The 15,569-nt window shown below is 63.0% G+C and carries 11 protein-coding genes; 2 read left to right on the plus strand and 9 right to left on the minus strand.

Going from position 1 to position 15,569, the window contains the following annotated elements; all coding sequences use genetic code 11:
• Window positions 1-25 precede the first annotated feature (25 nt).
• The 3 genes from AQZ49_RS17700 to purU are packed head-to-tail and all read right to left on the minus strand — an operon-like array spanning window position 26 to window position 2,744.
• Entirely contained in the window at window positions 26-1,405 is a 1,380-nt protein-coding gene (locus AQZ49_RS17700; RefSeq protein ID WP_067618825.1) for an L-serine ammonia-lyase, read from the minus strand.
• On the minus strand, window positions 1,402-1,890 hold the full coding sequence (locus tag AQZ49_RS17705; RefSeq protein ID WP_067618828.1) for a prolyl-tRNA synthetase associated domain-containing protein: 489 nt from the start codon (window positions 1,888-1,890) through the stop codon (window positions 1,402-1,404). Before AQZ49_RS17705 ends, AQZ49_RS17700 begins: the two co-directional genes overlap by 4 nt.
• A complete protein-coding gene (purU, locus tag AQZ49_RS17710; RefSeq protein WP_067618832.1) occupies window positions 1,887-2,744 on the minus strand; it encodes a formyltetrahydrofolate deformylase in 858 nt (285 codons plus the stop codon). Before purU ends, AQZ49_RS17705 begins: the two co-directional genes overlap by 4 nt.
• Window positions 2,745-2,880: 136 nt before the next feature.
• Here purU and AQZ49_RS17715 point away from each other — a divergent pair, with 136 nt between their 5' ends.
• Window positions 2,881-3,834, plus strand: coding sequence for a LysR family transcriptional regulator (locus AQZ49_RS17715; protein WP_067618835.1), 954 nt, complete (start codon window positions 2,881-2,883; stop codon window positions 3,832-3,834).
• Between the two features lie 63 nt (window positions 3,835-3,897).
• Here AQZ49_RS17715 and AQZ49_RS17720 read toward each other — a convergent pair whose 3' ends face one another.
• From AQZ49_RS17720 to AQZ49_RS17745, 6 genes are read right to left on the minus strand one after another with little or no spacing between them, the layout of a single operon-like run.
• The gene (locus AQZ49_RS17720; protein ID WP_067618838.1) at window positions 3,898-4,428 is read right to left on the minus strand and encodes a sarcosine oxidase subunit gamma; all 531 of its coding nucleotides are present in this window, start codon (window positions 4,426-4,428) and stop codon (window positions 3,898-3,900) included.
• Window positions 4,421-7,285: a 2Fe-2S iron-sulfur cluster-binding protein gene (locus AQZ49_RS17725; RefSeq protein WP_067618842.1), complete on the minus strand. Its 2,865-nt coding sequence runs from the start codon at window positions 7,283-7,285 to the stop codon at window positions 4,421-4,423. Before AQZ49_RS17725 ends, AQZ49_RS17720 begins: the two co-directional genes overlap by 8 nt.
• Window positions 7,282-7,569 carry a sarcosine oxidase subunit delta gene (locus AQZ49_RS17730; protein WP_067618845.1) on the minus strand — a complete coding sequence of 96 codons (288 nt, stop codon included), beginning with the start codon at window positions 7,567-7,569 and terminating at the stop codon, window positions 7,282-7,284. The genes AQZ49_RS17725 and AQZ49_RS17730 overlap by 4 nt, the downstream gene beginning before the upstream one ends.
• Before the next feature lie 11 nt (window positions 7,570-7,580).
• Window positions 7,581-8,834, minus strand: coding sequence for a sarcosine oxidase subunit beta family protein (locus AQZ49_RS17735; RefSeq protein WP_067618846.1), 1,254 nt, complete (start codon window positions 8,832-8,834; stop codon window positions 7,581-7,583).
• 10 nt (window positions 8,835-8,844) lie between these two features.
• The gene (locus AQZ49_RS17740; RefSeq protein ID WP_067618849.1) at window positions 8,845-10,095 is read right to left on the minus strand and encodes an aromatic ring-hydroxylating oxygenase subunit alpha; all 1,251 of its coding nucleotides are present in this window, start codon (window positions 10,093-10,095) and stop codon (window positions 8,845-8,847) included.
• 4 nt (window positions 10,096-10,099) lie between these two features.
• Window positions 10,100-12,607, minus strand: coding sequence for a GcvT family protein (locus AQZ49_RS17745; RefSeq protein ID WP_067618853.1), 2,508 nt, complete (start codon window positions 12,605-12,607; stop codon window positions 10,100-10,102).
• A 455-nt stretch (window positions 12,608-13,062) separates the two neighbouring features.
• Here AQZ49_RS17745 and AQZ49_RS17750 point away from each other — a divergent pair, with 455 nt between their 5' ends.
• Entirely contained in the window at window positions 13,063-15,558 is a 2,496-nt protein-coding gene (locus AQZ49_RS17750) for a TonB-dependent receptor (protein ID WP_067618856.1), read from the plus strand.
• Window positions 15,559-15,569 lie beyond the last annotated feature (11 nt).

Here is a 15,569-nt window from a genome sequence, read left to right on the forward strand (position 1 = left end):
GACCAAAGCTTTCATGTCCGTTTCCTCAACATTCGACCACATTGACCGCAAGGCCACCTTGCGAGGTTTCCTTGTATTTGTCGCGCATGTCGTGCCCGGTCTGGCGCATCGTCTCGATCACTTTGTCGAGACTGACCATATGCGTGCCATCACCCAGCAGCGCCAGGCGCGAGGCATCGATTGCCTTGACCGCGCCCATCGCATTGCGTTCGATACAGGGGATTTGCACCAGCCCGCCGACCGGATCGCACGTCAGGCCCAGATTGTGCTCCATGGCAATTTCGGCAGCGTTTTCGATCTGCCCGTTGTTGCCGCCCAATGCTGCCGTCAGCCCGCCCGCAGCCATCGAGCAGGCCACGCCGACTTCGCCCTGGCAGCCGACTTCGGCACCCGAAATCGACGCGTTGCGTTTGTACAGCGCGCCGATCGCCGCCGCTGTCAGCAGAAACGTGCGGCGCCCTTCGCGTGTGCCGCGATAGCACCGCTCGTAATAGCGCAGCACCGCCGGGATGATCCCCGCCGCGCCATTGGTCGGCGCAGTCACCACTTTGCCCCCGGCAGCATTTTCCTCGTTGACCGCCATCGCCCACAAGTTGATCCAGTCGAGCACCGCCAGCGGATCGCCCAGCGTGGTTTGCTGGCGCGCGGCGAGTTCGCGGGTGAGCACGGCGGCGCGGCGCTGCACTTTCAGTCCGCCGGGCAAAGTGCCCTCGTTGCGGCAGCCGCGATCGATGCATTGCGACATCGTGTCGGCAATCAGGTCGAGCCCGGCCTCTACCTCGGACAACGGGCGCCGCGCGCATTCGTTGGCCAGCATGATCTCCGCAAAACTGAGACCCTGCTGCGCACCGATGTCAAGCAGTTCGCCGGCCGAGACGAAATCGTGCGGAATGGCCACATCGGCATCGCCTTCGCGCATATTGCCCTGCGCCTCGTCCTCATCGAGCACAAAGCCGCCACCGATCGAATAATAGGTGCGCTGGTCGATCACCGTGCCCGCCGCATCGCGCGCGGTGATCGTCATCGCATTGCTGTGGAACGGCTTGCGCTCGCGTTTCCAGAAATGGATGTCGCGATCGGGCACAAAGGCCACATCCTGTACGCCCATCAGTGCCAGGCGCCCTTCGGCATGGACTTGCGCGACCAGCGTGGGGACGCGGTCGGGATCGATCAGCGCAGGCACTTCGCCCGCCAGCCCCAGAATCACCGCGCTGTCGGTGGCGTGGCCCTTGCCAGTCAGCGCCAGCGAGCCATAGAGCGCCACATCGACATGCGCCGTCGCTGTCAGCAGCCCGCGTTCGGCCAGCCGTTCGCCAAACCGCCGCGCCGCCACCATCGGCCCAACGGTGTGCGAGCTCGACGGCCCGATGCCGATCTTGAACAGATCGAAAAAGCCCGCGATCATGCTGCGCGCTCGGGAATGGCGGCGATCAGGGGCGCATGGCCCCAATGTGCCAGCGCGCGGATCAGGTCTGCCCCCGGCAGGCCGATCGTCGCGGTGTTGCGCAAGGGATGCACATGCACCGCCGCCGCATCGGCCAGCGTTTCATCGAGCACCACGCGCACTTTGCCCGCCGCATCGTTGATTGCCGCCAGCGGCGTGACCGATCCGGGGGTGACATCCAGCAGCGCCGCCATGTCTTCGGCTTTGCCAAAGCTGAGCTTTTTGGCGCCGATCACCGGCGCCAGCGCCTTGAGATCGACGCGCAAGGCGTGATCGACCGTAACCAGATAAAACGCCCCGCCGCTGTCTTTCAAAAACAGGTTCTTGGTATGCGCACCGGGCAGCGCGGCGTGGATCGCCTCGCTTTCCTCGACCGTGAACACCGCCTCGTGCTCCAACGCGCTCCAGGTGATGCCCAGTGCCTGCAAATCATCGTAAAGCGTCATTTGAACACCACCGTGCGGGTGCCGTTGAGCATGACGCGATGTTCGCAATGCGCCTTCACCGCGCGCGTCAGCACGCGGCTTTCGGTTTCCTGGCCCTGGGCAATCAGGTCGTCGATCGTATCGGCATGGTCCACCATCGACACATCCTGCGCGATGATCGGCCCTTCGTCGAGATCGGGCGTGACATAATGCCCGGTCGCGCCGACCATCTTCACGCCGCGTTCCCACGCGCGGTGATACGGCATGGCGCCCTTGAAAGCGGGCAGCGAGGAATGGTGGATATTGATCACGCGTCCTTCGAGCTTGCGACAGGTCGCATCGGAGAGCACCTGCATATAGCGCGCAAGAATGATCAGGTCGACGCGTTGTTCGTCGATCATCGCCAACAGTTTCGCTTCCTGTTCCAGCTTGGTTTCGGCGGTGATCGGCAGGTGGTGGAACGCGATGCCTTCGTGTTCGACACGGCGCTGCCAGGTCTGGTGGTTTGACACCACGCTGGTCACCTCCATCGGCAGATAGCCGGTCGCGGTGCGATAAAGCAGATCGTTGAGGCAATGGCCGCCCTTGCTGACCATGATCAGCGCGCGCAGCTTCACGCGCAGATCGTGGACCTGCCAATCGAGGTTGTAGGCGCTGCCGACCGACAGGAATGCCGCGTTGAACGCCTCCCTAGTCAGGCCCTCGGGCCCCTTGAACGCCACGCGCATGAAAAAGCGCCCCGAATGGGCATCGCCGAACTGGGCGTTGTGGATGATGTTGCAATCCTGCGCCGCGATCGAACCGGCGATCGCCGCGACGATCCCCTTGCGATCCTGGCACGACACCAGCAGCACGAAATCAGGTTTTTCGGTCATGGTCGGCACGGCTCCCCGGCAAAAACGCCTTTGTTGCCAGCATGTCTATTGCACACCGCGCCATGCTGGAATTTCATTTGGACGGAATAAGAATGAATGATATATAGATTAAGAGGACATAATTGAGGGCGCGGCCATGCTACGGTTACCGGCGGAATTCGACCTCCACGCGCTGGAGGTGTTTGTGGTCACGGTCGAACTTGGCGGAATGACCGCCAGCGCGACCCAGTTGCGCATCACGCAATCGGCGGTGTCGCAGACTATCACCCGGCTCGAGGCCGGGATCGGCACCCCGCTGTTCGACCGGTCGTTGCGACCGCTGGGCCTGACGCCTGCAGGACGCGCGCTGTACGAACGCGCGCGCCGCCTGTTGACCACTGCACGCACAGTAATCGACGAAGTGCGCGAAGGCGCCAGCCTGCCGGTAGACCAGATCACGTTGGGCATGTCGGAAACCTTTGCCACACTGCTGACCGCGCCGGTGCTGCGCCGGTTCGGCAACCGAGTCGGACGCTGGCGCATCCGTTCGGGCATTTCGCTGGTCCAGCAGCAGGATTTTCTGGCCCGCCGCGTCGACATGCTGGTGACCGGCAGCAACACGCTCGAAAAGCATCCCGGCACAGAACACCACGATGTGATGGACGACCCGTTCGTGCTGATTTTCCCGCGCGACTACAACGGCAGCAGCGATCCCGCCGAAGCCGCCGAACGGATGCCGTTCGTGCGCTATTCGCTCGACCATGGCATGGGCCAGCGCATCGAAAGCCAGTTGACCCGCATGAAGCTGCGCCTGCCCAATGTGATCGAGGTCGACATCATGCACCAGCAACTGACCTCGGTCGCGCTCGGCATCGGCTGGAGCATCACCAGCGCGCTGTGCCTGGCCGCGATGCCCGGCCTGTTCGACCAGTTGCGCATCGAACCCCTGCCGCGCGGCCGCTTTTCCCGCCGCGTGCAAGTCGTCGGCCGCAGCGGCGAACTGGGCAACCTGGCCCTGCAGACCGCGCAAATGGCGCGCGAAGTGCTGATGGTGGATACCATGACCCCGCTGTTGCAGCGGCTGCCGTGGATCGAGGATTTGATGCGCTGACAAAAAAGGGCCCGCACATCGGTGAGACGTGCGGGCCCAAGGGTGGAACTGTTGGTGGTACGCTCAGCCGATCGCTTCGGCCAGCGCGTGCCACAGCCAGGGGGCGAAACTGCGCCACACTTCGACGTGAAAGCGGTCTGGCGCCAGGCACCAGATCTGGATTTCGACCGTTTCGAACACCGTGCGCGTCGCCCGGCCAGGGGTGAATTTTGCCACATCGAGCGGGCAGCCGCGCGTCAGGGCAGCGACTGCACCGGGGCCTTCCAGCGTAAAACCGACCGAACGCGCGCTGACATCGACCATGCCCAATGGCTGGCCCGAAACCGCAGGCAGCGTGGTGCCAAGCGGCAGCAAGCCATGCCACTCGTCGGGGCCAAGCCGGGCAATCCCGTCATGATGCGTGCCCACGCGATCGGGCAAAGTACGGCCAAGCGCCACCGACAGCAGTGCCGCGTCCTTTGCGCGCAGCGACCAGCGTACCAGCGGTGCGGCAGGCGCGAGCGTGACGGGCAATCCGTAGACAGCGCCGGTGATGGGCTGGCTGCCCCGTTTCAGATCGATGCCGGCGACGGCCATCGGTGCGATCTCAAGCATTGAGGCGGCTTCCTTCGGCATCATAGAACATCGGTGCGGTAACCGTCGCGCGGATCACTTTGCCCGGCATTGGCACGAAGATCGTCTGCCCGATCCGCGCACGGCCATCGGCGATCACCGCCAGAGCAATCGTGCGGCCAAGCGCGGCGCTGCGGTATGACGATGTAACATGCCCGATCATCGGCATCGGCATCGGCGCGTCGGGGTCGGCCACCACCTGGGCACCTTCTTCCAGCAAGTCCTGCGGATCTTCGGTCAGCAGGCCGATAAACTGCTTGCGCCCGGGCAGGCCCATGTCGGGCCGCGCAAGCGAGCGCTTGCCCACGAAATCGGGCTTTTTCTTGCCCACCGCCCAATCGAGCCCCATGTCATAAGGCGTCATCGTGCCATCGGTATCCTGCCCGACGATGATGAAGCCCTTTTCGGCGCGCAGCACATGCATGGTTTCGGTGCCATAGGCGGTGATGCCGTGCGCCTGGCCCGCATCCCACACCTCTTCCCACACTTTGCGGCCTTCGCTGGCGGGCACGTTGATTTCAAAGCCGAGTTCGCCGGTAAAGCTCACCCGGAACAGCCGGGTCGGCACCCCGGCAATGGTGCCTTCGCGCACGGCCATGTGCGGGAATGCCTCTGCACCAAGATCGATGCCCGAAACCAGCGGCGCGATCACGTCGCGCGCGCGCGGGCCTTGCAGCGCGATCACCGCCCATTGTTCGGTGGTTGAGGTCAGCCAGACGTCGAGATCGCTCCATTCGGTCTGGAGATAGTCTTCCATCATCCCCAGCACCCGCGCGGCACCGCCGGTGGTGGTGGTCAGGTGGAACCGGTCATCGGCCATCCGCGCCGAAACGCCATCATCAGTGATAAACCCGTCTTCGCGCAACAACAGGCCATAGCGGCAGCGGCCGGGTTGCAACCCCTTCCACGGGTTGGTGTACATGCGGTTGAGAAACTCCGCCGCATCGGGGCCGACCACTTCGATCTTGCCCAGCGTCGAGGCATCGAAGATCCCGACCGACCGGCGCACTGCCGCGCATTCGCGCAGCACAGCGGCGTCCATGTCTTCACCGCCACGCGGGAAATAGCGCGCGCGACGCCAGTTCGACACGTTTTCGAACACCGCGCCATGCTCGGTCGCCCATTCGTCGATCGGCGATTTGCGCACCGGCTGGAACAGTGCATCCTTGTGGTGCCCCATCAGCGCGCCAAATGTCTGCGGCGTATAGGGCGGGCGGAACGTGGTCAGCCCGATCTGTTCGACAGGACGCCCCAGCGCGGCGGACGCGATCTGCAACCCGTTGAGATTGCTGGTTTTACCCTGATCGGTGGCCATGCCGTTGGTGGTATAGCGCTTGATGTGCTCGATCGAGCGCATACCTTCCTGCACCGCAAGATGAATGTCGCGCGCCTTCACGTCGTTCTGGAAATCGACAAAGGCTTTTTGCGCGCGCACGTCGATATGGCTGGGCAATACCGCGGTCACCACGCCGTGGCCCATGTCCCAAGCGCCCGCCCCCGCGCCCACCGCGCGGCAGTTTTCGATCGGCGTGCCGGGCAGATAGGCACCCCACGCCTCGCTCCAGGTCAGGCTGCCCTTGGCATGGCTCCACAGATGCACGCTGGGTGTCCAGCCGCCGGCCATCAGCACCGCATCGCAGGCCAGCTTGCACGCCGGGCCAGTGCCGTTCGCGGCAAAGGTCACCCCGGTCACGGCATGGCGCCCGTGCACGGCGGTGATCGCGCAGCCGATATGCACGGCAATGCCCGCATCGCGCGCTGCATCGGCCAGATCGGCGCCAACCACGTTGCGCACATCGATGATCGCGGCGACATGCACCCCCGCACCGGCCAGCGCCAGCGCATCGCGCCAGCCGCTGTCGTGCGCGGCCATCACCACCACCGCATGGCCCACCGCCACGCCATAGCGCAGCGCGAGCATGCGCCCGGCGCTGGCCAGCATGACACCGGGCACATCGTTGCCGTTGAACACCAGCGGACGCTCGATCGCGCCTTGCGCCAACACGACTTCGCCCGCGCGGATGCGCCACAGCCGCTCGCGTGGCCCGCTGGCATCGGCGGGCGCCAGATGGTCGGTCAGGCTCTGCGTCGCGCCGATGAAGTTCTGATGGTAATAGCCGAACGCGGTGGTGCGGGTCATCACCGTGACATTGCCTGCCGCCGCCAGCTTCTCCTTCAACGCATCGAGCGCGGCCCATTGCACCGGATCGGCCAGCGCGCCGCCGCCCAGTTCATCCTGTTCGTCGATCAGGATCACCCGGCCGCCGTGCGCCGCCGCCTCCAGCGTCGCAGTGATCCCGGCTATGCCGCCGCCGACCACCAGCACTTCGCAGTGAGCATAGGTCGCGTCATAATGGTCGGGGTCGCGCGCCACCGGGCTGTCGCCCAGCCCCGCCAACTGGCGGATGACCGGTTCATACAGCTTTTCCCAGGCCGAACGCGGCCACATGAACGTCTTGTTGTAAAACCCGGCCGGAAACAGTGCGCCGAACACGTCATTGAGCGCGGCGACATCGAATTTCAGCGAGGGCCAGCGGTTCTGGCTCTTGGCCTGCAACCCGTCATGGAGCGCAACCTGCGGCGCGCGCAAGTTGGGCGTGATCCGCGCCGGGCCGCGATCGACCGTCACCAGCGCATTGGGCTCTTCGGGCCCCATCCCGACCAGCCCGCGCGGGCGGTGATACTTGAACGAGCGGCCAAACAGCGTGACGCCCGACGCGACGAGCGCAGAGGCCAGACTGTCCCCGGCAAAACCCTGATAGCCCTGCCCGTCAAAGCTGAACGCCAGCGGTCGGCTGCGATCGATCCGCCCCCCGGCGGCAAGCCGATAGCCGCTCACTTGGTGTCTCCCGCAGGGCGAGGCTCGCCCGTCTTGTAGGTCACTTCGAACCGGTCGGTCACCGTGTCGCGCACCGCGTTGAAAAACCGTGCGCAGCCGTGCGCATGGCGCCAGCGTTCGGCATGGGCCCCACGCGGATTGCGGCGGATATAGAGATAGGTTTCCCATTGGCGATCATCGAGCGCGCCCGGATCGAGCGGGCGGGCAATGTGCGCTTCGCCGCCATAGGTGAATTCCACCTCTGGCCGGTCTTCCTCGCAATAGGGGCAATGGATCAGAATCATGGGCTTTTCCGTCAGTGCGCGACGGCTGCGGCGGCAGCTTCGTCGATCAGCCGGCCGTTGCGGAACCGGTCGAGATTGAACGGCGCGTTGATGGCATGCGGCGCATCGTGCGCGATGGTGTGCGCCAGCAGATCGGCCGCGCCCGGCGTCGCCTTGAACCCGCCCGTGCCCCAGCCGCAATTGACATAGAGCCCCGGCACCGGGGTCTTGGCCAGGATCGGCGAGCGATCGGGCGTCACATCGACGATCCCGCCCCAGGTGCGCAACATGCGCATGCGGGTAAAGATCGGAAAGATCTCGCAGATCGCCGCCAGGGTGTGTTCGATGATGTGCAGCGCGCCGCGTTGCGAATAGCTGACATAGGCATCGGTGCCCGCGCCGATCACCAGCTCGCCCTTGTCGGACTGGCTGATATAGGCGTGCACGGTGTTCGACATCACCACGCAGGGAAAGATCGGCTTGACCGGTTCGGATACCAGCGCCTGCAACGGATAGGATTCGAGCGGGAAATCGAGCCCGGCCATGCGCATCACCAGCGAGGTGCTGCCCGCTGCCGAAACGCCGATCTTCTTCGCGCCGATAAAGCCCTTTTCGGTTTCGACCCCGATCACTGCACCATCGGGCCCACGGCGAATGCCGGTGACCGCACAGTTCTGGATGATATCCACCCCGCGCGCCACCGCGCCGCGCGCATAGCCCCAGGCCACGCTGTCATGCCGCGCGGTGCCGCCGCGCCGTTGCAACGCACCGCCCAGCACCGGATGGCGCGCGTTGGGCGAAATATCGAGCGGCGGGCAATAGGCCTTGCACGCCTCGGTCGACAGCCATTCGTTGTCGACACCGTTCAGCCGGTTGGCGTGGATATGCCGCTTGAAGCTTTGGATATCATGCACGTTGTGCGCCAGCATCAGCACGCCGCGCTTGGAATACATGACGTTGTAGTTCAGTTCCTGGCTCAACCCGTCCCACAGCTTGACCGCGTGATCATACAGATGCGCGCTTTCATCGTAGAGATAGTTCGATCGGATGATGGTGGTGTTGCGCCCGGCATTGCCGCCGCCCAGCCAGCCCTTTTCGATCACGCAGACATTGGTGATGCCATACTTGGCCGCCAGGTAATAGGCCGCGCCCAGCCCGTGCCCGCCCGCACCGATGATGATCACGTCATAGGCCGCCTTGGGCGCCTTGTCGGGCCAATGTTCGGGCCAGCCCTTGTGGCCGTTGAATGCCTCGGCAAACAGGTTAAGTCCGGAAAAGCGCTTCATGGTCAAACCCTTAGCCCAGCGCCCGCACGCTGGCATCGACGTAGAACGTCTTGAATGCGTCAACCAGCTTTTCTTCCACCGAATAGATCCCCTGGCGATAGCCGTCGCTGGTGATGCCCCGGTGGTTGACCGCCGACAGATAGCTGTCCTGGTTGTTGGTCGCGCGCCATACTGCCGCAAGATTGTCGGGATCGTAATCCACCCCTTCGACCGCATCTTCGTGCACCAGCCAACTGGTGCGCAGCAGCGTCTTGTCGGGCCCGAGCGGCGTCAGCGAAAACGTCACGACATGGTCGTTGCAGAAATGGTGCCAGCTATTGGGCTGGGTCCACACCGACAGGCTCGATTGCTCATCCAGCCCATGTTCCCAGATCGGGATGCGGCAGGCCGGCTTGCCATCGAGCGTCTGCGACACCGCGCCATGCGCCAGCGGCAGCCGCGCGACGCGGTGCCAGCCGGCGCGGCCATGCTCTTCGGGAAATTCGATCAGTTCATGAAACACGCCCAGATCGCGCCAGTGCTGCCGCTGCGCCTCAAGCATGGCATCGAATGCCACATCGTCGACCACATCGGTTTCGCCATCTTCGGGCAGGCCCTTGCCAAAGCCATAAGTCGACAGCGATTTCAGCAGTTCGGGATGGTTCTGGTCGCAGTGATAGCACTCGCGATTGTTTTCCATCACCAGCTTCCAGTTAGCCGGTTCGATCAGGGTGTCCTGAACCGCGACTTTCAGCTTGTCGAGATTGTAGAGCCCGACCTGTTCGGCGATATCCGCCTTCGCCTGACCGAACGGCGGGGGATTGTCCGACAGGCACACGAACAGCAGCCCGGCGACATTCTCGATCGCCACCGGCACAAGCCCATGTTCGGACTTTTCAAAGCCTTCGGGCATGTTGCGCGCGGCCAGCAGCCTGCCGTCGAGGCCATATGTCCAGAAGTGATAGGGGCAGATCAGCCGGGGCGCATTGCCGCTGGTCGCTTCGCAAACGCGCGCGCCGCGATGGCGGCACGAATTGTAGAACGCGCGCACTTCGCCATCGCGCCCACGCACGATGATCACCTGGTTGTTGCCCAGTTCAAAGATGAACCAGTCGCCGGGCTTTTTGGCATGGGCCACCGTGCCGGCATAGAGCCACACCGATTTCAGCATCACTTCGGCGTCGAAGCGATAGGCTTCCTCGCCGACATAAAGATCGCGCGGCAGGGTATAGCCGGGACGGTTCTTTTCCAGCAGGCGGGCAATCGTGTCGAACTGTTGCATCGGATCAGCTCCGCAAAGCGTTGTTTTCCGGGTCAAACGGCGAGTCCGGGATTACCACGGCCTGATGCGTGGTGCCCAGGATGGCAATTTCAAGCTGCGTGCCGACGGCGGCGTGTTCGGGGCCGACCATCGCCAGTGCCAGGCTCTTGTTGACGCGCGCGCCATAGCCGCCCGAGGTTGCGCGGCCAACCAGCGCACCGTCACGATAGATCGGTTCCGACCCCCGAGCATCGGCATCGGTCACGCCGAACACTTCGAGCGTGATCAATTGCCATTTCACCCCGGCCTCCTTGGCCGCAACAATCCCGTCACGTCCCTTGAAGGCGGGCTTTTTCAGGCTGATGAACCGGTCGAGCCCGCTTTCCAGCGCATTGTATTCGATCGACAGTTCACGCGGAATCAGCTTGTAGCTCTTTTCCAGCGCCATCGCGGTCATCGCGCGAATGCCGAACGGCTTGATGTCGAATTCCGCGCCCGCCGCCATCAGCGTGTCGAAGATGTAGTTCTGCATTTCGATCGGGTGGTGGATTTCCCAACCCAGTTCACCGATGAAATTGACGCGCAGCGCGTCGACGCGTGCCGCGCCGATCGAGATCGACTTGCCGGTCAGCCACGGGAACGCCGCGTTCGACAGATCGGCGCGGGTGACTTTGGCCAGCACATCGCGCGCACGCGGCCCTGCCAGCACCAGCACGCCCATGGCCGTGGTCAGCCGTTCAAACCGCACCGAACCGTCGGTCGGCAATGCCTTGAGCAGATAGTCCTGATCGTGGCGTTCAAGCGCGCCGGCCGAGACCAGATAATAGCTCTGCGGGCCTTTCTTGTAGACGGTGAATTCGGCGCGCACCCCGCCGCTGTCGGTCAGGAGGTACGACAGCGACAGCTTGCCGATCTTTTTGGGCACCATGTTCGACAGCAGGCCGTTGAGCCAGTGTTCGGCACCGGGGCCCGAAATCAGGCACTTGGCAAACGCGCTCATGTCCTGAAGGCCGACTTTTTCAGACACGTGGCGGCATTCGGCGCCGACGAAATCGAAATAGTTGGAACGGCGGAACGACCACTTTTCGCGGATCGCTTCTCCGGCCACATCGGGGTGGTTGTGGTTCAGGATGACATCGGCGCGATCGAGATCGGCGTCGGTCAGTTCATAGCCTTTGGGCGCAAACCAGTTGGGGCGTTCCCAGCCGAACACGCTGCCGAACACTGCGCCCAGATCCTTCATCCGGTCATAGCACGGCGTGCGACGCAGCGCGCGGGCCGCCTCGCGCTCTTCGTCGGGATAGTGGATCGAGAACACCTTGGCATAGGCTTCCTCGTTCTTTTCGATCAGGTAGCCTTCACCCGCATAATCGCCAAAGCGGCGCGGATCGACGCCCATCATGTCGATGCTGGGTTCGCCGTTGACGATCCATTCGGCCAATTGCCACCCGGCCCCGCCCGCAGCGGTGATCCCGAACGAATGCCCTTCGTTCAGCCAAAAGTTCTTCTTGTCCCACGCCGGGCCGACGATCGGCGAACCGTCGGGGGTATAGGCGATCGCGCCGTTGTAGACTTTCTTGACGCCCACTTCGCCAAATGCGGGCACGCGTGCGATGGCCGACAGGATATAGGGCTCCAGCCGGTCGAGCGCGTCGGGGAACAGCTCGTATTCGCTGTTGGCCGCAGGGCCCTTCACATAGCACGCCGGCGCGCCAATTTCGTAGGGCCCGAGCAACAGGCCGCCGGCTTCTTCACGCATGTACCAGCTTGCATCGGATTCGCGCAGCACACCCATTTCAGGCAGGCCCTGACGCTTGCGCTCCATGATCGCGGGGTGCTGTTCGGTGACGATATACTGGTGCTCGACCGGCACCACGGGGATATCCAGGCCGACCATTTCACCGGTCTGGCGGGCAAAGCTGCCAGTGGCCGACACCACATGTTCGCACGTGATCTCACCCTGATCGGTGGTGACCACCCATTCGCCATTGGCCTTTTGCGTAATGTCGGTGACGGTGGTGTTGCGATAGATCGTCGCACCCAGTTGGCGCGCACCCTTGGCCAGCGCCTGGGTCAGATCGGCCGGCTGGATATAGCCATCGGCGGGATGCTGGATCGCGCCCAGAATGTTGTCGGTTTCAGCCAGCGGCCAGACTTCACGCACTTGCTCGGGGGTCAGCCATTTGACATCGACGCCGATCGTCTTGGCCACGCCCGCGTAATAGCGGTATTCGTCCATACGGTCGGGGCTCGTCGCCAGGCGAATGTTGCTGACATTGGAAAACCCGACATTGAGCCCGGTTTCCGCTTCCAGCGTCGGGTAGAAATCAACCGAATACTGATGCAGCTTGCCGACCGAATAGCTGAGGTTGAACAGCGGCAGCAGCCCGGCCGCATGCCAGGTCGAGCCCGAGGTCAGTTCCTTGCGCTCGATCAGCACGACATCCGACCAGCCGAGCTTGGCCAGGTGGTACAGCGTACTGACCCCGACCACTCCGCCACCAATCACCACCACGCGCGCTGTCGTTTTCATGCTTGCCTCTCAGGCCGTTCTAACCGGGTTTGGAATGCCGGTATGGCAGCAACACGCATAGCACGCCAACCACACCCGACTTCATACGAAACACTAATGCCGAATATCAGCCAATCTTAATCAAGGCAGTGCCGGGACTCGACCTTGCCACCGACCCTTCTACCAACACCGCAGGCGCGCTGCCACAGGGGCCCATACGGGCAATGATGCCAAAAAAGATTATTGCCAACATTAGCATTCATTATGCCGATCGCGCACCAACAGGATTAGGCAACTATATGATAAAAATACATTTTCCTTAAATCAACGCGAGCCCTCCTCGCCCCGTCGCCTAAATCGACCAGATTGGTTGTGCTTGCCCGAATGCGACATTTGGGGCACCTATTGCGCATAGGGAGACAACCACCGCGCGCTGGACGCGATGGCGCCCGATAGCTTTTAAGGGAGAGCTGTCCATGATGAGGTCCATTCGACAGGGCGCGCGGCGCCCTGCACGCTGCGCATTGGCCACCGGCCTGCTGACCGGGGCCGCGCTGGCCGCACTCGTACCCGGCATGGCCAGTGCTCAGGCCGCCCAGACGCCCACCGCCGCACCGCCGGCCGATGCCGCAACGTCCACGCCCGACATCGTGGTGACCGCACAACGCCGCGAGCAAAAGCTGAAAGACGTCGGCATCGCGATCACCGTGCTCGACAAAGACACCATCAAGAACCTCAACATCACCAACGCCACCGACATCGTGCGCGCGATCCCCAACTTGCGCTTCAACGCCTATGCGTCGAGCCAGGTGGTGTTCAACATGCGCGGCGTGGCGCAGAACGATTACGGCGACGAACAGGAACCCCCGGTCGCGGTCTATCAGGACGACAGCTATTCCTCCTCGATGGCCACCGCCAGCTTTCCGGTGTTCGACCTTGCCCGCACCGAAGCTTTGCGCGGCCCGCAGGGCACGCTGTTCGGGCGCAACGCCACCGGCGGCGCGGTGCAGTTCATCTCGACCCAGCCCAAGGACGACACCGAAGGCTATGTCTCGGCAACGTTCGGCAGTTACAACCAGGCCACTATCGAAGGCGCACTGCAGGGCCAGGTTGCCAAGGATCTGGACGTGCGCATATCGGGCATCTTTGACCGGGACGACGGCTATCTGAAGGATGTGATCCCCGATCAGCCCAACCGGGGCGGCAACAACCATTGGGCGCTGCGTGGCATCGTCAAATGGTCGCCCTCGACCGATTTCACCGCCAAGCTGACTTTGCGCTATACCGAATCCGATCACGAGCGGCAGGGCGGGCTCTATACGCTGTCGCCCGCCTGCCCCAATGCGCAGAATCAGGGCGTCTATCTGCCCGCCAATGTGGTCTGTCCCTATTGGGCGCCCAATTCGTCGTACAATCAGCCGGGGTATGCGCCGTCATCGGGCTTTGGCACCAACACCACGCCCGGCGCGATTGCCACCGGCTATTACAACCAGGCGGTGATCGCACGGCAGGGCGGCAATCCCTGGGAAATCGCCGCGACCGGCGATCCGGGCGTCGATCGCCAGTTCTTTGGCGGCACGCTGCGCCTCGATGCCAAGGCCGGGCTGTTCGACATCACCTCGATCAGCGATTACCAGTACGTGCACAAGCTCTACAACGAAATGGGCGATGGACAGCCCGAATTCCCCTATGTGCAGGGCGCATCGTACACCCCCGGCCCCTGCCCCGGCGAGCTTTCGGTCACCTGCTATGCTCCGGCGACGATCTTTTCACAGCTCGACACCACCAACCAGTTTTCCGAAGAGCTGCACGCCGCCACGACTTTTGGCAAAAACTATCTGGTGTTCGGCGCGTTCGGGATGACGATCGAAAGCCATTTTGGCGCGAAATATGCCACCCCGTTTGACGAATACGACCCACAGGTGGCGTTCTATCAGCACACCACCAGCTTTGCCTTCTTTGCCCAGGATGAATACAAGATCACCGATGATCTGAAATTCATCGGCGGGATCCGGTACTGGCAGGATCGCAAGCTCGGGTGTTACAACGGGTCGGAATACTGGTCGGGCTTTTCGATACACTATTGCCCCGACGGGATTTCGTTCGTCGATCCCACCAACGCCACGCAGAGTGCGGGCGGGTCGATCACCGCGTCGCCCGCCGACGCCCACCCGACGTTTCGCGGCGTGACCGCGCGCGCCGAACTCGATTACAAACCCAGCGTCGGCACGCTGATCTACATCAGCTACAACCGGGGATCAAAATCGGGCGGGTTCACGTTCTCGACCGGCACGCCGACCCCTGGCCAGGCGGTCTATGACACGATCAACGGCATTGCCTATCGCCCCGAAGTTCTCGACGATTATGAAATCGGTGTGAAGGCCAGCCTGCCCGCGCATTCCAGTTTCAACATCGCAGCCTATTATTATGATTACCACAACTATCAGGCGTTCGTGCAAGTCGGTTACACGCAGGAAGTGCGCAATCTGCCGGCCGTGGCGGGCGGGATCGAGGCCGAATTCTCGACCCATCCGATCCGCGGGCTGACGTTGAACCTGTCGGGTTCGTGGGAAGAAAGCCATGTCCACGACGTGCTGCTGCCCGACGATCTGACCATCGTCACGCACGATCTGCCGCAGGCGCCGCACTGGTCGGGCAATGCGTTGGTGCGCTATGAATTCGACACACCGCTGGGGCTCGCCGGGGTTCAGGCCGACAGCCTGTACCAGTCGCACATGTGTTTTTCGGTTATGTGCGCGCCGGTCGAACAGGAAGGTGCCTATCATGTCGAAAACGCACGCATCTCGTTGACGCCAAAAGACAGCGCGTTCGACGTCGCCGCCTATGTCAACAACGTGTTCAACCGCGCCTATCGGCTCTATGCCTACGACGCCTCGCTCTATTACGGCAACGCGCAAGGCATCTATGCCAAACCGCGCACCTGGGGCGTGAACATACGCTATCACTTCTGATTACCGGGCTC

It is taken from the genome of Novosphingobium sp. FSW06-99 (genome assembly GCF_001519065.1).
Lineage (GTDB): Bacteria > Pseudomonadota > Alphaproteobacteria > Sphingomonadales > Sphingomonadaceae > Novosphingobium.